This is a genomic window from Bosea sp. 124, assembly GCF_003046175.1.
GTDB lineage: Bacteria > Pseudomonadota > Alphaproteobacteria > Rhizobiales > Beijerinckiaceae > Allobosea.
Genome location: NZ_PZZM01000001.1, coordinates 716,328 through 737,012 on the forward strand (window position 1 = coordinate 716,328; position 20,685 = coordinate 737,012).

The window sequence follows — 20,685 nt, forward strand, 5'->3', positions numbered from 1 at the left end:
GCCCGGCTTGCGCCAGCTTACGCCCGGACAACCTAACATGAGCCGCAGGAAGGCGTCATGCCGGGCCGCTCACCCTGCATTTCCGTGTCGCGGCCCGGCCTCGTCCGGTTCACGAAAAAAGGCCCGCCTGCGACAGCGGGCGGGCCTCTTGCAGCATCGCGTGCAGTATCCTGCGCGCTGTGGCGCCGGCTTATTCGGCCGCCTGCTGCGGCGTGTTGGGGGTCACCGAGATGGCCGGGCGCTCGGTCCCGTCGGCCTCGGCGAGCGCGCGCCGCACGCCGTTGCCATAGTCCGGATGGACCTTGTCGAAATGGGCGAGCTGGCGATCCTCGATGTCGCGCGGGATGCCGCCCATCGCCGCGGCGATGTTCGAGAACAGGCGCTCCTTCTGGCCGGCGTCGAACAGGTTGAAGAGTGCGCGGGGCTGCGAATAGTCGTCATTGCCGATGCGGTGGTTGTAGCGATCCGCATCGCCCGAGATCTTCAGCGGCGGCTCCTTGGCGGCAGGCGCCTCGACCGGACCGCCGAAGGAGTTCGGCTCGTAATAGGCGTTCGGGTTGCCGGTGCGGATGCCGCCATACGTGTTCATCTGACCGTCGCGATGGTAGTGATGAACCGGGTTCTTCGGCTGGTTGACCGGAATGTTCTCGTAATGCGTGCCGAGCCGGTGGCGATGGGCGTCGGCATAGGAGAAGACGCGGGCCTGCAGCATCTTGTCGGGCGAGAAGCCGATGCCGGGCACGATGTTCGACGGCGAGAAGGCGGCGTTCTCGATCTCGGCGAAATAGTTCTCCGGATTGCGGTTCAGCTCCATCACGCCGATGTCGATCGGCGGATAGTCGGCATGCGGCCAGACCTTGGTCAGGTCGAAGGGGTTGTAGGACGTCTTGTCAGCGTCCAGCTCCGGCATGATCTGGACCTGCACCTTCCATTTCGGGAATTCGCCGCGCTCCAGCGCGTTGAACAGGTCCTCCTGGGTGGATTCACGGGTCTTGCCGACGACCTTCTCGGCCTCCTCGTTGGTCCAGTGCTTGTGGCCCTGCAGGCTCTTGAAGTGGAATTTCACCCAGTAGCGCTCGCCATTGTCGTTCCAGAACGAATAGGTGTGCGAACCGTAGCCGTTGATGTGGCGCACATCGGTCGGCAGGCCGCGATCCGACATCAGGATGGTGACCTGGTGCAGGCTCTCAGGGCTCAGCGACCAGAAGTCCCACATCGCGGTGGGGGAGCGCATGTTGGTCTTGGGGTGGCGCTTCTGGGTATGGATGAAATCCGGAAACTTCACCGGGTCGCGCACGAAGAAGACCGGCGTGTTGTTGCCGACGAGGTCCCAGTTGCCTTCGGGCGTATAGAACTTGATCGCGAAGCCGCGCACGTCGCGCTCGGCGTCGGCCGCGCCCATTTCGCCCGCGACGGTCGAGAAGCGCAGGATCAGCGGGGTCTCGGTGCCCGGCTGCAGCGCCTTGGCCTTGGTGTATTTCGAGATGTCGCCGGTGATCTTCAGCGTGCCATGCGCGCCCCAGCCCTTGGCGTGGACGGCGCGCTCCGGGATGCGCTCGCGGTTCTGGTGGGCCAGCTTCTCGATGAGCTGGTAATCCTGCATCAGGACGGGCCCGCGCTCGCCGGCGGTGATCGAATTCTGGTTGTCGGGAATCGGCGCGCCGGCCGTCGTGGTCATCGTCTTCGACATGTTGTCCTCCACCATTCGCCGGGCGGCATCCGCCCTGCCCAATTTCGAATTGGTCGAACTAACAGCGCTTTGCGACGATGATGTCCAATACTGTTTACGGGCATCGACGATAAGTTTATCAAATCGATATGATCACCTTGAAACAGCTCCGCTATTTCGCCGCCGTCGCGCGGCACCGGCATTTCGGGCGGGCAGCGCAGGAGTGCCATGTCAGCCAGCCGGCACTGTCACTGCAGATCCAGGAGCTGGAAGCGCAACTCGACTGCCAGCTCGTCGAACGCCAGCGCGGCGCGATCGCACTGACCGAAACCGGCCGCGAGATCGCGGAGCGGGCGCGGCGCATCCTGCTGGAGGCCAGCGACCTCGTCGACCATGCGCGCCATCGGCCGAACCTGCTCAGCGGCGATCTCGACCTCGGCGTGATTCCCTCGATCGCGCCCTATCTGCTGCCGGCGGCATTGCCGATGCTGCAGCGGCGCCATCCCGCGCTCGGCCTTCGCCTGCGCGAATCGCAGACCAACACCTTGCTCGACGAGCTCGCGGACGGACGGCTGGACGTCGCGCTGATGTCGCTGCCGGTCGATCGCGCCGGGCTGGAGACGCTGCCGCTGTTCGACGATCCGTTCCTGCTCGTGATGCCCTCCGAGGCCGGTGCGAACGTCGCCGGCTTCACCCCCCAGGAGGCGCTCTCGGGCGACAACCTGCTGCTTCTCGAGGAAGGGCACTGCCTGCGCGACCAGGCGCTGAGCTTCTGCGGCCCGGCCCGCAGCGGCTCGCGGCGGCAATACGGCGCCTCCAGCCTGGCGACGATCATGCAGATGGTCGCCAACGGCTTCGGCACGACGCTGATGCCGGCGATGGCGCTGGCCATCGAGCTCCGGCCCGACATGCCGGTGAAGCTGTTTCGTTTCGCAGCCCCCGGCCCGAGCCGGGCGATCGGGCTGGTCTGGAGGCGCAGCTCGCCCCGGCGGCAGGATTTCGAGGCACTCGGCGCGGTGCTGACCGAGGTCGGGCGCGACGCCGGCGCGCCGTTCATCGCGTCCATTCGCACCGACATCATCGCCTTGCCGCCGGCCCGCTAGCTGTCTCAGACGAGGCCGAGAAGCCAGGCCGTGACGTAGACGAGTGTTCCCGCCAGCATGGAAACCAGCGGATTGAGGCTGGTGCGCAGCGTCAGGAGCATGGTCGTGGCGGTTATGACGAAGCCGAGCACGCCCGCGCCGGCGGCGAGCGTGGCGACCATGCCGCTCGCCAGCATCAGCCCGAGCGCGATCGGCACGAGGGCGATGGTCATGATCTTGACCGCCGAACGATCGGAGAAGCGCGCCAGCCCGCGACTGCAGACGAAGGCGATCAGCGAGGATGGAAGCAGGATGGCGATGGTCGCCGCGACCAGCCCGGCCAATCCGGCGACATGCCAGCCGATGATGCTGGCGAGCATGACGTTCGGACCCGGCGCTGTCTGGACGATCGCCAGCAGCCGCGCGAAGGTCGCGTCGTTCATCCAGCCCATGATGCCGACGGCCTGGCGATGGATTTCCGGCACCAGGACATTCGCGCCGCCGACAGCGATCAGCGAGAGCGTGCCGAACAGCAGGACGATCTGCCCGAGAATGCTGCGTTCCATCAGCGCCGCCTCGCAGCCAGCGTCGCCGCCACGATGGAGACCGGGATCAGGACGAGGAGCGTCGCCAGCAGCGGCAGCCTCAGAACCCCGACCGAGAGGAAGGCGGCGGCGGCCAGTGCCCAGCCCCAGAGCGCGAGTTCGGCACGCGTGAGCAGCCGCGCGGCGGTTCCGGTGATCAAGCCGGCGGCGCTCGCGGCCGCGCCGGTCAGGGCGACCTGCGCCCAGGGCTTGTCGGCAACCGCATCGTAGAGCGTGGCGAGGCCGACGAGGCAGAACAGTGGCACCGCCATCAGCGCGACGACGCAGGTCAGTGCCCCCAGGGCGCCCCGGTAGCGGTCGCCGATCATGACGGCGGCATTGACGGTGTTGGCGCCGGGCAGCGCCTGGCAAACGCCGAGCAGTTGCGCATAGGCGCGATCATCGAGCCAGCCGCGTTCGGTCACGATGACATGCCGGGCGATGGGCCCGACGCCGCCAAAGCCCATCAAGCCGATTTTCAGGAAGCCCGTGAAGAGTCCGGCCAATCCCGGGACCGGCGTGGCCCCTTCAGGCGCTTGCGGCTGTGCCATCGTGCTTGCCGCCTTAGCGCTGCGCCGCGGTCGCCATCTTGATCGCGAAGCCGCCGAGCATCGTGCCCATCAGCCAGCGCTGGGCCAGGGACCAGGCAGGCCTCTCGCGCAGGAACACCGCGATCGCGCCAGCCGCGCAGGCGATCATCGCGTTCACGGTGACGCTGATCGCGATCTGGACCGAGCCGAGCGCCAGCGACTGGCCGAGCACGCCGCCTGCCGCCGGGTCGATGAACTGCGGCAACAGCGCCAGATAGAGCATGGCGATCTTGGGGTTGAGCATGCTGGTCAGGAAGCCCATGGCAAACAGCTTGCGCGGGCGATCGAAGGGCAGGTTGCGAACCTGGAAGGGCGAGCTGCCGCCCGGCCGCACCGCCTGCCAGGCGAGCCAGAAGAGATAGAGCGCGCCGCCGATGCGCAGTGCGTCATAGGCATAAGGCACCGCGAAGAGCAGCGCCGTGATGCCGAAGGCGGCGCTCAGCATGTAGACGACGAAGCCGAGCGCAACGCCGCCGAGGGAGATCAGCCCGGCCACGCGCCCCTGCGCGATCGAGCGCGAGATCAGATAGAGCATGTTGGGACCGGGCGTGATCACCATGCCGAGGCAGATCAGTGCGAAAGCGGCAAGCTGGGTGATGTCGGGCATGGCGCGGCTCCTGAACGTTCCCCGCTTCGCAGATGGCGCGGCAAGGCACAATCGCCGCGCAGGCATAGCGGGTCTCCGCGCCGCGCCTGCGCCGCCTCCCGCAAGGGAACCGTGCGCTGTCAGGGCGGTTGTCTGTCCTGAGCCGGGGTCCGGGGTCGGGGGGATTTTCGATGACGCTGTTCAGCCGCATTCTCTACACGGTGATCGCCTTCACGCTGCTCGCCGCAGCGATCCTGCTGATCGGCGTCGCCGTCTGGCGCACCGCGACAGGCTACTGGACCGGCGACAACGCGCTGGAGACGATGCTGGACGGCATCGGCCTGATCATCATCGCGGTCGCCGTCGCCGATGTCGGCAAGTTCCTGTTCGAGGAGGAGGTCGTCGCCGATCGCGAGTTGCGGCGCCCGGCCGAGGCGCGCGGCTCGCTGACCAAGTTCATGACGATCATGATCGTCGCGCTGAGCCTGGAATCGCTCGTGCTGATCGCCAAGACCTCGCGCGAGACGATGGGGAACATCATCTATCCCGGCTTGCTGATGTTCCTCGCGGTGACGGCGATGGTCGGGCTCGGGCTGTTCCAGAAACTCAGCCAGAATGCGACTGCCGCCGTACCGCCCGACCATGCCGACGGCAAGGACGGCCGGACGACGGCAGGGAGCCGGAGCCGCTCGCGGACGGTCGGGAACGAAGAGGCCGTGTCAGTCTGATCGCGGTCGTCTCAACGCACCACGTCGATCAGCATCAGGTCGGTATCCTCCGGCTTCGCGCCCGCCGCCGTCAGCATCGCATGGATTTGGCCGCGATGATGCGTCTGGTGGTTGAACATGTGGGTCACGAGGAGCCCGACCGGCTTGCGCATCTCGCGCTGTGTCGCGCCGGAAAACCAGGTCAGGTCGCCCGCCAGCCAGTCCTGGGAGAGGCCGGCCGCCCAGTCCGTGATCGTCCGGTCGAAGGCCTTCCGTTCGACGACGAGGTCGTCCCAGCTCGTGACCAGTCCGGCCGAGTCGTGGATACCGACACCAGGCTTCGGTGTGCCGGCAAACCGCGAGAGCCACATCTGGTCGGCCCAGAGCAGATGACAGAGGGTGCCATGGATCGACTTGAAGAACGCGCCGCAATCCCGCCGCCGCGCGGCGTCGTCGCGTGTTGCCGCGGCTGCGTAGAGGCTGTCGTTCTGCCAGGCGTTGTAATGCGCCATGGTGCGGACATAGGCCGTGTCGATCATGCCTGCTGCTCCTGGACAATCCGCAAGTTCGCTTGAAAACCCGCACGTGCGGGCCCCTCCCATCGCGCAAGGCGGACATGTGCGCCTCAAATGATGTTCGCTTCCAGCAGCGGCCGGCCTTCGACGATGCGCTCATGGCCGAGATCGGCAAGATCGAGCGTGCGATAGGCGCCATGCAGGATGTGCTCGGCGAGCCCGCGCCCGACCGCCGGCGCCTGCTGCAGGCCATGGCCGGAGAAGCCGTTGGCGAGATAGAGCCCCCCGAGCCCGACGGCCGGGCCGATGATGGCGTTATGGTCGAGCTCGTTCATGTCATAGGGGCCGGCCCAGGCGCGGCCCGGCCTGATCTGCTCGAAGGCCGGAATGCGATGGGCAAGCGCCGGCCAGACCGCCTCCTCGAAGAAGGCCCAGTTGACATCCTCGACCGAAGGTTCGGTCTCGATCCATTCCTGGTCCTGCTCCGGGCTGAGCGGGGAGCAACTGCCGATGAAGAGCTGACCGTCGCTGCCGCGCTTGCCCTCGGGCCGGCACCAGGCGCCGGTCCGGTCGATCAGCAGCGGGCAATTGTCGACCTCGCCCTTGCAGAGAAAGGAGAAGACATAACGCTTCATCGACCGCACCGGGATCGCGATGCCGGCCGTCGCCGCGAGCTTTGCACCATGCGTGCCCGAGGCGTTGACTGCCGCGCCGCAGGCGATGCGGCTGCCATCGGTCAGTTCGACGGCCACGACACGGCCGGCCTCGGCCACATAGCGGGCGATCTCGCCCTGGCGGTATTCGACGCCCAGCGAGCGGGCCTTTTTGCGAAACGCTTGCAACACGGCCCAACCGTCGAACCAGCCTTCGCCGCTGACGCCATAGGTGCCGCAGGCGATGTCCTCCGTGTTCAGCCAGGAGAATTTGCTGCGCAGCATGGGTGCAGCATAAAGCGCGATATCGGCGCCCTCGGCAGCCTGCAGCGCCTGGCTGGCGGCCAGAACCGGCGCGCCCTCCTCGCCAGCTAGATAAAGATATCCGCCCTCGTGCAGGTCGATCGTCGGGACATCGCCATCGACGGCGAGATGGCTGCCGATGTTGCGCATGAAATCGATGCCGTGCAGCGAGATGCGGATGTTCACGGCGCTCGAATATTGCTGGCGGATCGAGGCCGCCGACAGCGCCGATGCGGCCAGCCGGTAGGTCGGATCCTTCTCGACCACGACGACCTTGCCGGTGAAGCCGGGGTCGGCTGCGAGATGGTAGGCGACGGAGGAGCCGATGGCGCCGCCCCCGCAGATGACGACGTCGGCGCTTTCGGGTGAAGACGACATGGCGGGTCCGATGGCGTGAGCCGGGCGCAGACCGCACGGCGGTTAGTGAACTCCGCGCATGAATGGCGCGCCTGAGGGCGCTTGTCGAGTCAGCTTGCCGCGGCGCACTCGCCCAGCAGCCAGTCACGAAAGGCGATCACAGCGGGAAGCTCGGCGCGCGTCTCCGGATAGACCAGATAATAGCCTTCCGAGCCGGTCAGCGGCCGGTCGAACGGGATCACCAGCGAACCGGAGCGCAACTCCTCCTCGATCAGGAAGCGCGGCACGATGGCGAGGCCAAGGCCTGCGACAGCCGCTTGCGAGACCATGGCGAACTGCTCGAAGCGCGGCCCCATCAAGGCGCGCTGCGGCGGCAGGCCCTGCTGTTCCAGCCAGTCGGCCCAGGCGCGTGGGCGTGTCGACTGCTGCAAGAGCGGCGCACGCAGCATGTCGGCGGGGTCGCTCATGCCGAGGCGGGCGACGAGCGAGGGGGCGGCCACAGGCACGATCTCCTCGCCCATCAGCCGGTGCAGCCGCGACCCGGCCCAGACCGGATCACCAAAATGGATCGCGGCGTCGAGTTGCTCGCGGCCGAAGTCGAAGGGCACGAGTTTGGTGGTGAAATTGATGGTGATGCCGGGATGAGCCTCGGTGAAACGCGGCAGACGCGGGATCAGCCAGCGTGTTCCGAAGGTGGGCAGGATGGCCAGATTGAGCACGCCCGCGGCGCCCCGGAAAGCCATGGTCGAGACCGTCGCCGCCGCCAGCCGCGAGAGCCCGTCGCGGATGTCGGCCGCATAGGCGGCGCCAGCCGGTGTCAGGCTGACGCGCTGCCTGACGCGCTGGAACAGGCCGACGCCCAGCACCTTCTCGAGATGCGCCACCTGCCGGCTGACCGCGCCTTGAGTCAGGTTGAGTTCCTCGGCCGCACGCGTGAAACTGCCATGGCGCGCCGCCGCCTCGAAGGCTGCCAGCGCCGACAGGGACGGAACCGAAAGACGGCCGGGAACGATCTCGAAATCCATGATTTATTCTCATCAAGTCGTGAGAACATATCGGTTGCCGGGACAGGGCGGAAGGGGGCATTGTCCGGGCTCGATCTGGATGGCTCAAATCCATCCGAGCCCTCATCCTGCAACGCGGACTTGAGTCGGCGCTTCAGGATGAGGGCTTTTGTCTCATCGAAGAAACGTCAGGTTCCGTCATGATCTCTCCCCTGCCCAAGGATGCGCTCGCGCTGCTCAAGCGCCTCGGCGTCAGCGACGCCGTCTTCGCCGCGAAGGGCCTGACCGCCCATTCGCCGATCACGGCTGAGATCGTCGCGACCCTGAAGGAGACCAGCCCGGCCGAGGCAGAGGCCGCGATCGGCCGCGCACAGGCTGCCTTCCTCGCCTGGCGCAAGGTGCCGGCCCCGCGCCGTGGCGAGTTCGTGCGCCTGCTTGGCGAGGAGCTGCGCGCCGCCAAGACCGATCTCGGCCTGCTGGTGACGCTCGAAGCCGGCAAGGTCGTTTCCGAGGGCCTCGGTGAGGTCCAGGAGATGATCGACATCTGCGACTTCGCGGTCGGCCTGTCGCGCCAGCTCTATGGCCTGACCATCGCGACCGAACGCCCCAACCACCGCATGATGGAAACCTGGCATCCGCTTGGCGTCTGCGGCGTCATCTCGGCCTTCAACTTCCCCGTCGCGGTCTGGTGCTGGAATGCGGCACTCGCCTTCGTCTGCGGCGACGCCGTGGTCTGGAAGCCGTCCGAGAAGACCCCGCTGACCGGCATCGCCGTGCAGGCCATCGTCGAGAAGGCGATGAAGCGCTTCGGCCCCGAGGCGCCGGCCGGCCTCTCGGAGATCCTGATCGGCGGCCGCGAGATCGGCGACATCCTCGTTTCGGACCATCGCGTCCCGGTCGTCTCGGCGACGGGCTCGACCCGGATGGGCAAGGAGGTCGGCCAGAAGCTCGCTTCCCGATTCGCCCGCGCCATCCTCGAACTCGGCGGCAACAACGCTGCGATCGTCGCGCCCTCAGCAGATCTCGACCTCGCGCTGCGCGGCATCGCCTTTGCGGCGATGGGCACCGCCGGCCAGCGCTGCACGACGCTGCGCCGCCTGATCGTGCACGAGAGCGTCTATGACGCGCTCGTGCCGAAGCTGATCAAGGTCTACGGCTCGGTGAAGATCGGCGATCCGCGCGAGGCCGGTGTGCTGGTCGGCCCGCTGGTCGACGAGGCCGCTTTCAAGGGCATGCAGGCCGCGCTCGCCGAAGCGAAAGCAGCCGGCGGCACCGTGCATGGCGGAGAGCAAGTGAAGGTCGGCGCGGGCGGCTTCTATGTCCGGCCGGCCATCGTCGAGATGCCGTCGCAGACCGGCCCGGTCGAGCGCGAGACCTTCGCGCCGATCCTCTATGTGATGAAGTACAAGACCCTGGCCGAGGCGATCGCGATCCAGAACGCCGTCGGCGCCGGGCTGTCCTCCTCGATCTTCACGCTCGACATGCGCGAGGCCGAGATCTTCGTCTCGGGCGAGGGTTCGGATTGCGGCATCGCCAACGTCAATATCGGCCCGTCGGGCGCCGAGATCGGCGGCGCGTTCGGCGGCGAGAAGGAAACCGGCGGCGGCCGCGAGGCCGGCTCGGATGCGTGGAAAGCCTATATGCGCCGCGCTACGAATACGCTCAACTACGGCACGACATTGCCGCTGGCGCAGGGCGTCAGCTTCGATGTGGATGCGTGATACAGGCCGTTATGGTCGGGCCTGCCCCGGCCATCTCGTGACCAGCTAGCTGGCCGCGAGATTCTCGGGACAAGCCCGGGAATGACGCCTTACGATCGCGCGATGCGCGGTTGAACGAGACGAGGGAAGGATCAGAGCCATGGCAGAAGCCGCCCGCAGCCACAGCGCCAGCCACAAGCTGACTGAGTTCACCTGGGACGACGCCTTCCTGCTCGACGAGCAGCTCAGCGAGGATGAGCGGCTGATCCGCGACACGGCCCGCGCCTATGCGCAGGAAAAGCTGCAGCCGCGCGTTTCGGAAGCCTATCTCGATGAGAAGACCGACCGCTCGATCTTCAACGAGATGGGCGAGCTCGGGCTGCTAGGCGTCACCGTCCCCGAGGATTATGGCTGCGCCGGCGCCAACTACGTCTCCTATGGGCTGGTCGCCCGCGAGGTCGAGCGGGTGGATTCCGGCTATCGCTCGATGATGTCCGTGCAGTCCTCGCTGGTGATGTATCCGATCTACGCCTATGGCGACGAGAGCCAGCGCAAGAAGTATCTGCCGAAGCTTGGCTCGGGCGAATGGGTCGGTTGCTTCGGCCTGACCGAGCCCGATGCCGGCTCCGATCCCGCCGGCATGAAGACCCGCGCCGAGAAGGTCGCTGACGGGTACCGCCTGACCGGCTCGAAGATGTGGATCTCGAACTCGCCGATCGCCGACGTCTTCGTCGTCTGGGCGAAGTCGGCCGCGCATGACAACCAGATTCGCGGCTTCATCCTCGAAAAGGGCATGAAGGGCCTCTCCGCGCCGAAGATCGGGGGCAAGCTCTCGTTGCGCGCCTCGATCACCGGCGAGGTCGTCATGGACGGCGTCATCGTTCCCGAGGAGAACCTGCTGCCGAACGTCTCGGGGCTGAAGGGGCCGTTCGGCTGCCTCAACCGCGCCCGCTACGGCATCTCCTGGGGTGTGATGGGCGCCGCCGAGGACTGCTTCCACCGGGCGCGCCAATATGGGCTCGACCGCAAGCAGTTCAACAAGCCCCTCGCCCAGACGCAGCTCTACCAGAAGAAGCTGGCGGACATGCTGACCGAGATCACGCTCGGCCTGCAGGGCTCGCTTCGCGTCGGGCGCCTGCTCGACGATGGCAAGATGGCGCCGGAGATGATCTCGCTCGTCAAGCGCAACAATTGCGGCAAGGCGCTCGACATCGCCCGCCAGGCCCGCGACATGCACGGCGGCAACGGCATCTCGATCGAGTATCATGTGATGCGCCATGCCGCGAACCTCGAGACGGTGAACACCTATGAGGGCACGCATGACGTCCATGCTCTGATCCTCGGCCGGGCCGTCACCGGGCTGCAGGCGTTCTTCTGAGCCTCAGCCTCTCCGTCATGCCCGGGCTCGACCCGGGCATCTCGTCCCGAGCGAATTTCCCCTGAGATGGTCGGGTCAAGCCCGACCATGACGGCGGTGTCCAAGCCGGAATGACCGCATGATCACCCCTCCCCTTGCCGGCCTGCGCGTCCTCGAACTCGCGCGCATCCTCGCCGGTCCCTGGATCGGGCAGTTGCTGGCCGATCTCGGCGCCGATGTCGTCAAGGTCGAGGCGCCGGAAGGCGACGACACGCGCAAATGGGGGCCGCCCTTCGTCGAAGGTATCGACGGCGAAAACCTGTCGGCCGCCTATTTTCACTCCGCCAATCGGGGAAAGCGCTCGATCACGGCCGATTTTCGCACGCCCGAAGGCCAGGCGCTGGTGCGCCGTCTCGCTGCCCATGCCGATGTCGTGGTCGAGAATTTCAAGGTCGGGGGCTTGCAGAAATACGGGCTCGACGCCGCCTCGCTGCGCGCCGAATTCCCACGGCTGATCTATTGCTCGGTCACTGGCTTCGGCCAGACCGGCCCCTACGCGCCGCGCGCCGGTTACGACTTCCTCGTCCAGGGGATGGGCGGGCCGATGTCGGTCACCGGCGAACCGACCGGCGCACCGATGAAGGCGGGCTATGCCGTCGCCGACATCTATACCGGCCTTTACGCCTCGGTCGGCATCCTCTCGGCTCTGCGCCGACGCGATGCCACCGGCGAGGGCGCGAGCCTCGACATGGCGCTTCTCGATGCGCAGGTCGCCGTGCTCGGCAATCAGGCGATGAACTATCTCGTTTCGGGCAATCCGCCACCGCGGCTGGGCAACGCCCATCCCAATATCGTGCCCTACGACGTCTTCCCGGTCGCGGACGGGCACATCATCATCGCGACCGGCAACGACGGGCAGTGGCGCAAGCTCTGCGAGGTGCTGGGCGAGACCACGCTGGCGGACGACCCGGACTATCTCGACAACCGCTCGCGGGTGAAGAACCGCGTCGCGCTGACCGAGCGCCTGCACCTGCTCTGCCAGCGCTACCTCAAGGCCGATCTGCTGGCCGCGCTCGAAAAGGTCGGCGTGCCGGCCGGGCCGATCAACGGCGTCGACGATGTCTTTGCCGATCCGCAGGTGCTGGCGCGCGGCATCCGGGTCGATCTGGCAAGCGATGCCGCCAAGGCCGGCGCCATACCGACCGTTGCCTCGCCGATCGTGATGGACGGGGTCCGGCAGGTCTCGCCGCGTCCAAGCCCGCGCCTCGGCGAGCATGAGAACGAGATCCTGAACGATCCGGCCTGGGGAGGCGGCTGAATGGCCCACTCACCAGAGACGACGGGCGCCGAGCGCGTCGAAAGCGACGTCGGAAGAGACGAGTGTCAAATCCTCGATAATCGCTTGAGCAGCGAGCATCCGGTCGATGGGGTCGCGCGGCTCGGCGTTGATCGAACCTGCGAAGAGCCCGTGCTTATGCGACAGCGGGAGCAGGGCAAAACCTTCGTCCGCGCATCGGCTATCGAACTCCTCGACCAGCAATCGTGCTTCATCGAGCTTTCCGATCCGGAGCTTTGTCGACAACTCCATGGCCGTGATCGCGCTGACAAAGACCGTCTCGGCATCGCGAATGCCTTCTCGAGCAATCCGGCTCAACCGAACGCTGTCATTCACCCACCAGATCAGCACCGACGTATCGAGCAAAAGTCTCAATCGTCGCGACCTTCACAAAGCCGCAGCTCCTCCTCCGGGAGCGGCTCGAAGAACTCAGGCCCGATATCGATCAGCCCCTTCATGCGCCCCGGCTTGCGCTCCGGCTGTTTCTGCTCGATCGGCACGAGCCGTGCGATCGGCTTGTCGCGCCGCGAAATCACGACCTCACCGCCCTTCTCGACCTCTTCGAGCAGGCGTGACAGATGGGTCTTGGCCTCATGGATGGTGACGCGCGTCATGGCGGCCTCCGGCTCATCATTCGACATGACCAACTTAGCTAAGTTTCACGGACAGGGTCAATGACGGCATCAATGCGCACCGGCGGACAAATCCTCGTCGACCAACTCATCCTGCATGGCGCGACCGACGCCTTCTGCGTGCCGGGCGAGAGCTATCTCGCCGTGCTCGACGCACTGCACGACGCCAGCATGAAGGTGACCATCTGCCGGGCCGAGGGCGGCGCCTGCATGATGGCCGAGGCTGCCGGCAAGCTCACCGGCAAGCCCGGCATCTGCTTCGTGACACGCGGCCCCGGCGCCACCAACGCCTCGCCCGGCGTCCATATCGCCGACCAGGATTCGACGCCGCTGATCCTCTTCGTCGGGCAGATCGAACGCGGCATGCGCGAACGCGAGGCCTTCCAGGAACTCGACTACCGCGCCGTCTTCGGCACCATGACGAAATGGGCGACCGAGATCGACGATGCCGCGCGCATCCCCGAGATCATCAGCCGCGCCTTCCATGTCGCGACCGCAGGCCGGCCGGGTCCGGTCGTGATCGCGCTGCCGGAGGACGTACTCACCGACCTCGCCGATGTCGCCGACGCCGAGCCCTATCAGGTCACAGAGACCCACCCCTCGCTGCTGCAGACCATCGACCTGCAGAAACGGCTCTGGGCGGCGAAGGCGCCGGTTGCGATCCTCGGCGGCTCGCGCTGGGACCCGCAGGCGATCGCGCGCTTCACCCGCTTCGCCGAGCGCTTCGACATGCCGGTGGCGGTGTCCTTCCGCCGGCAGATGCTGTTCCCGGCCGACCATCCGAACTTCGCCGGCGATCTCGGCATCGGCCCGAATCCGAAGCTGCTGAAGCGCATCCAGGACAGCGACCTCGTCTTGCTCGTCGGCGGCAGGCTTTCGGAAATGCCGAGCCAGTCCTACACGCTGTTCGGCATCCCCAATCCGGGCCGGCCGCTGGTGCATGTCCATCCCGATGCCGAGGAACTCGGCCGGGTCTACCGGCCTTCGCTCGCGATCAACGCCTCGCCGACCGCCTTCTGCGCCGCGCTCGAGACCGTGCATCCGCCGCAGGACATCCCCTGGGCCGGCGCTGCCGCCGAGGCGCATGAGAGCTATCTCGGCTGGAGCGGCCAGCCGGCCCCGGTCGCGGGCGATTTCCATCCCGGCGAGATGGTGACGTGGTTGCGCCGGCATCTGCCCGAGGACGCCATCATGTGCAACGGTGCCGGCAATTACGCGACCTGGGTGCACCGCTTCCACCGCTTCAACACCTTCGCGACCCAGCTCGCGCCGACCTCCGGCTCGATGGGCTATGGTGTGCCGGCGGCGATCGGCGCCAAGCGGCTGTTTCCGGAGCGGACCGTGATCGCCTTTGCCGGCGATGGCTGCTTCCTGATGAACGGACAGGATTTTGCCACCGCCGTGCAATACGACCTCGCCGTGATTGTCATCGTGGTCGACAACGGCATGTACGGCACGATTCGCATGCATCAGGAGAGGCACTACCCCGGTCGCGTTTCGGCGACGACGCTCAAGAACCCCGATTTCGCCGCCTATGCGAAGGCGTTCGGCGGGCATGGCGAGCGTGTCGAGACGACCGCTGCGTTCGGCCCCGCCTTCGAGCGCGCGGTCGCTTCGGGCAAGCCCGCGATCATCCACTGCCTGCTCGATCCGGAGGCGATCACGCCGGCAAAATCTCTGTCGACGATCAGGGCGGAAGCGCTGGCAGCGAAGGGCTGAGCCGCTCCGGAAGCAGCAGCTTAAAAAATCTTAACCGCGTCGGTGAACCTGCGCTGAACCTTTTGCGACCATCACTCGTTGAACTGACGGCAGGTCGGTGAGCAGAGGACGACGGTGATGGCTGCGCGGCGCGTGATGATGTTCGGGATGGTGGCGGCGATGGCCGTCGCCGGTGCCCCTGGCGCCCAGGCGGCGAACCTGTTCGAAGAACTGGGACGCGCGATCTTCGGCGGCGGCCCCCGCCTGCGCGCGACGCCGATCTACGAATATGAGGAGCCGACACAGCCGCGCATGCAGCGTCCGAAGGCAGCCGAGACTTCCACGAAACCCAAGCTGCCGGTCGTGCAGCTCGACCCGGCGACCGACCCGAGCTGGTATCTGCACGACCCGACTCTGCGGCGCGGCGACATCGTCGTCACGGCCAACGGCGTGATGGTCTACCAGGGTCGCGGCGGCGATACGCTTCGTCACGCCGATTTCGCCGCACTGGGCGGCAAGGACGCCAAGGGCTGGAAGCAGCAACTCGAGACGGCCGCGGCCGGTGGCCGGAGCTTCTTCGACCCGGTATCCGCTCCTCCGAAGCCCGCCGTCACGGCGCAGGCCGAGACAGCGCCGAAGCTCTGAGCCGCTATTCTGTTGTCAGGCGATCGGCCCGGCGCGTGAACCACATCCGGCGCGGCAGACCGTCACGCCAGACGAAGTGATGGACGGCGACGCCGCCAAGGTGGACCAGCACGAGCAGAGTCATGACGTCGAAGACCTGCTCGTGCAGGCGCAGCATCAGCTCATACGTACCCTTGTCAGGGCCGATCGGGTGAGGGATGCCGAACCAGCCGAAATAAAGCGTCGGAATCTGGATTGGAGCCGCTGACACCATCAGCAGCCCGGTCAGCGGCAGGGCAAGAAGGCAGGCGTAGAGTCCGAGATGGACCGCTCGCGCCAGGAAGCCCTGCCACGCGATATGGTCAGCGGGTGCAGGCGCCGGCGTGATCAGGCGCAGCGCAAGGCGCAAGGCGACAAGCCCCGCGACCGTCAGGCCGATCGACTTGTGCCATTGGTAGAGCGCAAAGCGGCCCAGCAGATCGCGTGTCTCATCCCGCATCAGGCGCGAAAGCCCGTACTGCCCCAGAACCAGCAGCGCGGTCGCCCAGTGCAGGATGACAAGCACAGGGTGCCAGCACGAAGGCTTCGTCAGGCTCACCGCGAGATCGTGCCCTTGATCGTGATCTCGACCTGATCGTCGACGACGTTGACGTCGCGGCCGACATCAAAGGCCGACCGTGAGAAACTCGCGGTGGCATGGAACGGCAAGCGTGCGCTGCGCTGCGCCGTTGCAGGCTCGTCGTCCAGAATCGCCGTTGCGGTGACGGGGAGTGTGATCGATCGAATGGTGAGTTGCCCGTGGATGACGAGGTTGCGCTCGTCGCTGCGCCTGACCTCCTCCGAAACGAAGCTGGCTATGGGGAAGCGGGCGGCATCGAGCATCGTTTCGCCCTTGATGAACCCGTCGACGAGCGCCGTGCCGGTTTCAAGCGATGCGGCCTCGATCCGGACGCGCACACGACTCCGCTCGGGCCGCTCGAAATCCAGGGCGACGACGCCCTCATAGCGTTGGAAACGCCCCGACGCGGCCGGCACGCCGAAGCGCCTCGCAACGAAAGCCAGCTCAGCCGCGCCGGGTCGAAACGACCAGGGGGTCTGTGCGAGCGCCGCGCCTCCGGCGAGCAGGGCAAGGCCGATGATCGATCCGCGTATCATGATGTGCAGGCTGCGCCTCGATGATGGCGCAGCGGCGGCGGGTTGCCACGCACACGCAAAGGTGAATGCCAGGCCTTCCACGCCAATGGATCAGGCAACGCCGTCGGCCAACTCGCCGCCCGAGCCCATAGCATTCAGACCAGCTTTCCAGCCACCAGCTTGCGCAGGCCGCGCAGATCCTTGACGAAGCCGCGAATGCCCTCGGCCAGCTTCTCCGTGCCCATCGCGTCCTCGTTCATGGCGAAGCGGAAGGCCTTCTCGTCGAGCGTGAGCCTGGCGGGGGCTTCGCCCGGCGCATCAGCGGTCAGTCGGCGCGGCAGATCGCCCTGCGCAGCCGCAAGCTCGTCCAGTAGCGCGGGACCGATGGTCAGCCGGTCGCAGCCGGCCAGCGCCTCGATCTCGCCGGTGTTGCGGAAGGATGCGCCCATCACCACCGTGTCGATGCCATAGGTCTTGTAATAGGCGTAGATCGCCTTGACCGAGACGACGCCTGGATCGGTCTCGGCGGTGTAGGGGCCACCGCCGGCCTTGACGTGCCAGTCGAGGATGCGACCGACGAAGGGCGAGATCAGGAAAGCCCCGGCATCGGCGCAGGCAACCGCCTGCGGAAGCGCGAACAGCAGCGTCAGATTGCAGTCGATGCCCTCCGCCTGCAGCACCTTCGCGGCCTGGATGCCCTCCCAGGTCGAGGCGATCTTGATCAGGATGCGCTCCTTCCCGATGCCGCGCTCCTTATAGGCGGCGATGATGGCCCGGGCCTTGTCGATCGTGGCCTTCGCGTCGAAGGAGAGGTCGGCATCGACTTCGGTCGAGACGCGGCCCGGCACGATCCGGGTCAGCTCTGCACCGAAGGTGACAGCGAGCCGGTCGCAGACCGCATGCACGGTCTTGTCGCCACCGCCGGCCTTCCTGCCCCAGGCGATCGCTTCATCGACGAGGCCGGCATAGGCCGGCGTCTCGACCGCCTTCAGGATCAGCGTCGGATTGGTGGTGCAGTCGACGGGTTTGAGCCGCCGGACCGCTTCGATATCACCCGTATCGGCGACGACCGTGGTCATCTTGCGGAGCTGGTCGAGCTTGGAAGCGGTCATGACGATCCTGTCGCGATCGGAGGCATGGAGAACCGGAAGGTGGGGCCCGGAGCCGGCAGGGTCAAGCCAGCCAAGGCAGGGCAGCCCCGCACGAACCCGTGCATTTTTCCCGCGCCGTGACCTCACAATCGATGATGCGGACTTCATCGATCTGTCATATGCGCAGACTACCGCCAGCGCGGACCCCGATCCGGGCATCCGCACAGGAGATCCACATGCGTACCAAGGCGTCGATCGCATTCATCGCTGCCGCCCTCACCCTGGGTTCGCTCCCGGCCGTGGCGGCCGAGGGAAAGCTGGTGCTCTATACGAGCCAGCCGAACACCGACGCGCAGCAGACGATCGATGCCTTCAAGGCGAAATATCCCAAGGTCGAGATCAGCTTCGTGCGTGACGGCACGCCGCGCGTCATGGCCAAGCTGCGGGCCGAGTTCGAGGCCGGCGCGCCGCAGGCCGACCTGCTGCTGATCGCCGATGCGGTGACGATGGAAGGCCTCAAGAAGGAGGACCGGCTGCTGGCGCATGACAAGGCCGAGACCTCCGCCTATCCGGCCGGCGTGCATGATCCTGCCAAATTCTGGTTCGCCACCAAGCTGATCACCACCGGAATCGTCTACAACACCAAGGCTGCGCTCAAGCCGACGAGCTGGCTTGACCTGACCAAGCCCGAGGCCAAGAACCTGCTGGCGATGCCGAGCCCGCTGAACTCGGGCGCCGCGATGATCCACACGATCACGCTGACCGGAACCCTGCCCGGCGGCTGGAGCTATTACGAGGCGCTGAAGGCCAATGGCGCGCTCGCCGCCGGCGCCAATGGCGACATCCTGCGCCAGGTCGCGACCGGCGAGAAACTCTACGGCATGATCGTCGACTTCATGCCGATCCGCGAGAAGGCCAAGGGCGCGCCGGTGGAGTTCGTCTTCCCGAGCGAGGGCGTCTCGGCGGTCAGCGAGCCCGTCGCGATCCTCAAGACCACGAAGAACCCGGAAGCCGCCAAGGCCTTTGTCGACTTCCTGCTCTCCAAGGACGGTCAGGCGCTGGCGCTGAAGCAGGGCTATGTCGCAGCCCATCCCGACGTCGCCCTGCCGGCCGGCTATCCCGACCGCGCCGCGATCAAGCTGATGCCGTTCGATGCCGCCAAGGCGCTGGCCGACGAGGCCGCCTCGCGCAAGCGCTTCAGCGCGATCTTCGAGTGACGCTGGCTGCCGGCAGCGCTTGGCAAGAGACCAGGCCCCGCCAGCCGTGGCGGGGCCTGAGCCTTCCTGCGGGCTTCGGCCTGCCGGTTCTGGTGGCGGCCTGCGCGCTGCTGTTCGGCGGCCTGCCCTTCCTGCGGCTGGCCGCCGCGGCCTTCGCTCCGGGCTGGCAGTTCGCGCCCGAGGCGGCGCTGGCCGAGATCGGCAGCCGCGCGGCGGTCAACGCGACCCTGCACACGCTCGAGACGGCCGGTCTGTCGGCGCTGGGCGCGCTGCTGATCGGCGGGACGGCCTCGCTCCTGCTCGGCATCACCGATGTCCGCGGCAAGCGGCCGATCGCCTTCGGGCTGATCTTCTCCATGATGATTGCGCCGCAGGTCGCCGCACTCGCCTTCCTCAGCCTGTTCGCGCCGCACTCACCCATTCTCGGATTGCTCGGCCTGTCGCCCGAGCCTGGAACGCCGAACCCGCTGCTGGGGCGCGGCGGCATCGTGCTGGTGATGGCGTTGCACCACGCGCCGCTGGTCGCGATCACGCTCTGGACGGGCCTGCGCAGCGTGCCGCAATCCCTGATCGAAGCCGCCCAGATGGAAGGCGCCGGGGCCGGCACCATCGTCGCGCGCATCCTGCTGCCGGTGCTCCGGCCGCAGATCGTCGCGGCGGCCTTGCTCGCCTTCGTCGCGGGCATCGGCAATTTCGGGATTCCGGCGCTGCTCGGCCTGCCGGTGAACTACCTGACGCTGCCGACGCTGATCTATCGACGCCTGTCGAGTTTCGGGCCGGCCGGACTGCCCGACGCCGCTGCGCTGTCGATCCTGGTCGCGCTGGTGGCAGGGCTCGGCATCACCGCCGGCATGCTGGCGACGCGGCGAACCGGCGGCAAGGTCGAGATCGAGCGGCCTCTGCAGCCCTTCTGGCAGCTCGGGCGGGCGCGACCCTTCGTCACGGCCGGGCTCTGGCTGCTGCTTGCGATCAAGCTCGGCCTGCCCTTCCTCGCACTGCTCGGCGAGGCGCTGACGCCGGCCCTCGGTGTCGCGCTGAGCTGGCAGAGCCTGACCTTCGACAAATTCGCCGAGGTGCTGCTGCGGCAGGACGTGACCATGCGCGCCTTCCGCAACTCTTTCCTGTTCGCCGGCAGCGCCGCGTTGATCCTCGCCCTCGTCTCGATCGCCTTCGCCTATGCGCTGGAACGGCGCATGAGCAAGTTCAGGCGCGTCGTCGAGGTGGTGATCGAGCTGCCTTACGCCTTGCCCGGCGTGGTGCTCGCGATCGCCTGCATCCTGATGTTCCTGAAGCCGCTGCCGCTGCTGGGCGTCAGCATCTATGCGACGCCCTTCATCATTCTGTTCGCCTATATCGCCCGTTTCCTGCCGCTCGCGCTCAAGGCTCCGGTCGCCGCGATGGCGCAGATCGAGGCGCATCACGAGGAGGCGGCGCGGCTCGACGGGGTCACCCTCTGGCAGATGCTGCGTTTCATCGTCGCGCCGATCCTCGCGCCGGCCGCGACGGTCAGCGCGCTGATGGTCTTCCTCGTCGCCTTCAACGAGCTCACCGTTTCCGCACTGCTCTGGTCGTCGGGGACGGAGACGCTCGGCGTCGTCCTGTTCTCGCTGAAGGAAGCGGGGCTTGCCGGCGAGGCCGCCGCGGTCGCGATCAGCGCCTCGGCGGTGATCCTGCTGGCCATGCTGACGCTGGACCTGCTGGCGAAGCGGCTGCCCCAGAACGTCCTGCCCTGGCGCATCTGACGCATGGCCGCCCGGCGTCCCGCAAGGGCTGGCTGTCTCGGTTAGCACAAGCTAGCGTTAAGAATATCGAGGTTAGAGCACTGTGACGTGACAGTGCAGCGATG

At 66.9% G+C, this 20,685-nt stretch carries 21 protein-coding genes; 9 read left to right on the forward strand and 12 right to left on the reverse strand.

The genetic code is table 11. The features are described 5' to 3' along the window. Positions 1-190 precede the first annotated feature (190 nt). Entirely contained in the window at positions 191-1,690 is a 1,500-nt protein-coding gene (gene katA, locus C8D03_RS03355) for a catalase KatA (protein ID WP_108051153.1), read from the reverse strand. Between the two features lie 128 nt (positions 1,691-1,818). Between katA and C8D03_RS03360 the strand changes: the two genes are divergently transcribed. Next, positions 1,819-2,772, forward strand: a complete 954-nt coding sequence (locus C8D03_RS03360) for a hydrogen peroxide-inducible genes activator (RefSeq protein ID WP_108045003.1) — start codon at positions 1,819-1,821, stop codon at positions 2,770-2,772. A 5-nt stretch (positions 2,773-2,777) separates the two neighbouring features. Here C8D03_RS03360 and C8D03_RS03365 read toward each other — a convergent pair whose 3' ends face one another. The 3 genes from C8D03_RS03365 to C8D03_RS03375 are packed head-to-tail and all read right to left on the reverse strand — an operon-like array spanning position 2,778 to position 4,532. After that, a complete protein-coding gene (locus C8D03_RS03365) occupies positions 2,778-3,317 on the reverse strand; it encodes a chromate transporter (RefSeq protein ID WP_108045004.1) in 540 nt (179 codons plus the stop codon). Then, the gene (locus tag C8D03_RS03370) at positions 3,317-3,886 is read right to left on the reverse strand and encodes a chromate transporter (RefSeq protein WP_108045005.1); all 570 of its coding nucleotides are present in this window, start codon (positions 3,884-3,886) and stop codon (positions 3,317-3,319) included. Before C8D03_RS03370 ends, C8D03_RS03365 begins: the two co-directional genes overlap by 1 nt. A gap of 13 nt (positions 3,887-3,899) precedes the next feature. Beyond that, positions 3,900-4,532, reverse strand: coding sequence for a LysE family translocator (locus C8D03_RS03375; protein ID WP_108045006.1), 633 nt, complete (start codon positions 4,530-4,532; stop codon positions 3,900-3,902). A gap of 170 nt (positions 4,533-4,702) precedes the next feature. Between C8D03_RS03375 and C8D03_RS03380 the strand changes: the two genes are divergently transcribed. Next, entirely contained in the window at positions 4,703-5,239 is a 537-nt protein-coding gene (locus tag C8D03_RS03380; protein ID WP_108045007.1) for a GNAT family acetyltransferase, read from the forward strand. A gap of 11 nt (positions 5,240-5,250) precedes the next feature. Here C8D03_RS03380 and C8D03_RS03385 read toward each other — a convergent pair whose 3' ends face one another. The 3 genes from C8D03_RS03385 to C8D03_RS03395 all read right to left on the reverse strand — a co-directional run bounded on the left by C8D03_RS03385 (position 5,251) and on the right by C8D03_RS03395 (position 8,071). Further along, on the reverse strand, positions 5,251-5,757 hold the full coding sequence (locus C8D03_RS03385) for a DinB family protein (protein WP_108045008.1): 507 nt from the start codon (positions 5,755-5,757) through the stop codon (positions 5,251-5,253). 86 nt (positions 5,758-5,843) lie between these two features. Continuing rightward, on the reverse strand, positions 5,844-7,067 hold the full coding sequence (locus C8D03_RS03390) for an NAD(P)/FAD-dependent oxidoreductase (protein ID WP_108045009.1): 1,224 nt from the start codon (positions 7,065-7,067) through the stop codon (positions 5,844-5,846). Between the two features lie 89 nt (positions 7,068-7,156). After that, positions 7,157-8,071 carry a LysR family transcriptional regulator gene (locus C8D03_RS03395; RefSeq protein ID WP_108045010.1) on the reverse strand — a complete coding sequence of 305 codons (915 nt, stop codon included), beginning with the start codon at positions 8,069-8,071 and terminating at the stop codon, positions 7,157-7,159. A gap of 179 nt (positions 8,072-8,250) precedes the next feature. Between C8D03_RS03395 and amaB the strand changes: the two genes are divergently transcribed. The 3 genes from amaB (at position 8,251) to C8D03_RS03410 (ending at position 12,425) form a co-directional block, all read left to right on the forward strand. Continuing rightward, complete coding sequence (gene amaB / locus C8D03_RS03400; protein WP_108045011.1) at positions 8,251-9,771, forward strand: L-piperidine-6-carboxylate dehydrogenase; 1,521 nt, start codon at positions 8,251-8,253, stop codon at positions 9,769-9,771. A gap of 139 nt (positions 9,772-9,910) precedes the next feature. Beyond that, positions 9,911-11,128 (forward strand): acyl-CoA dehydrogenase, encoded by a 1,218-nt coding sequence (locus tag C8D03_RS03405; RefSeq protein ID WP_108045012.1) that lies wholly within the window; start codon positions 9,911-9,913, stop codon positions 11,126-11,128. 118 nt (positions 11,129-11,246) lie between these two features. Beyond that, positions 11,247-12,425 (forward strand): CaiB/BaiF CoA transferase family protein, encoded by a 1,179-nt coding sequence (locus C8D03_RS03410; RefSeq protein WP_181300637.1) that lies wholly within the window; start codon positions 11,247-11,249, stop codon positions 12,423-12,425. 9 nt (positions 12,426-12,434) lie between these two features. Here C8D03_RS03410 and C8D03_RS03415 read toward each other — a convergent pair whose 3' ends face one another. Together C8D03_RS03415 and C8D03_RS03420 are read right to left on the reverse strand one after the other, a co-directional pair. Further along, the gene (locus C8D03_RS03415; RefSeq protein ID WP_210203882.1) at positions 12,435-12,809 is read right to left on the reverse strand and encodes a type II toxin-antitoxin system VapC family toxin; all 375 of its coding nucleotides are present in this window, start codon (positions 12,807-12,809) and stop codon (positions 12,435-12,437) included. A 5-nt stretch (positions 12,810-12,814) separates the two neighbouring features. After that, a complete protein-coding gene (locus tag C8D03_RS03420) occupies positions 12,815-13,057 on the reverse strand; it encodes a type II toxin-antitoxin system Phd/YefM family antitoxin (protein ID WP_108051157.1) in 243 nt (80 codons plus the stop codon). Positions 13,058-13,117: 60 nt separating this feature from the next. Between C8D03_RS03420 and C8D03_RS03425 the strand changes: the two genes are divergently transcribed. Together C8D03_RS03425 and C8D03_RS03430 are read left to right on the forward strand one after the other, a co-directional pair. Then, a complete protein-coding gene (locus C8D03_RS03425; protein WP_108045014.1) occupies positions 13,118-14,794 on the forward strand; it encodes a thiamine pyrophosphate-binding protein in 1,677 nt (558 codons plus the stop codon). Positions 14,795-14,911: 117 nt separating this feature from the next. Then, a complete protein-coding gene (locus C8D03_RS03430) occupies positions 14,912-15,418 on the forward strand; it encodes a hypothetical protein (protein ID WP_146170057.1) in 507 nt (168 codons plus the stop codon). Between the two features lie 4 nt (positions 15,419-15,422). On the opposite strand, the gene C8D03_RS03435 is transcribed toward C8D03_RS03430, so the two are convergent. The 3 genes from C8D03_RS03435 to tal are packed head-to-tail and all read right to left on the reverse strand — an operon-like array spanning position 15,423 to position 17,643. Continuing rightward, the gene (locus C8D03_RS03435; protein WP_108045016.1) at positions 15,423-15,995 is read right to left on the reverse strand and encodes a cytochrome b; all 573 of its coding nucleotides are present in this window, start codon (positions 15,993-15,995) and stop codon (positions 15,423-15,425) included. Next, complete coding sequence (locus C8D03_RS03440) at positions 15,992-16,633, reverse strand: YceI family protein (protein ID WP_146170059.1); 642 nt, start codon at positions 16,631-16,633, stop codon at positions 15,992-15,994. The genes C8D03_RS03435 and C8D03_RS03440 overlap by 4 nt, the downstream gene beginning before the upstream one ends. Positions 16,634-16,686: 53 nt before the next feature. Next, a complete protein-coding gene (gene tal / locus C8D03_RS03445) occupies positions 16,687-17,643 on the reverse strand; it encodes a transaldolase (protein ID WP_108045018.1) in 957 nt (318 codons plus the stop codon). 215 nt (positions 17,644-17,858) lie between these two features. On the opposite strand from tal, the gene C8D03_RS03450 reads away from it, so the two are divergent. Beyond that, positions 17,859-18,839 (forward strand): ABC transporter substrate-binding protein, encoded by a 981-nt coding sequence (locus C8D03_RS03450; protein ID WP_108045019.1) that lies wholly within the window; start codon positions 17,859-17,861, stop codon positions 18,837-18,839. Continuing rightward, positions 18,836-20,581, forward strand: a complete 1,746-nt coding sequence (locus C8D03_RS03455; RefSeq protein WP_108045020.1) for an ABC transporter permease — start codon at positions 18,836-18,838, stop codon at positions 20,579-20,581. Before C8D03_RS03450 ends, C8D03_RS03455 begins: the two co-directional genes overlap by 4 nt. Positions 20,582-20,685: the final 104 nt, after the last annotated feature.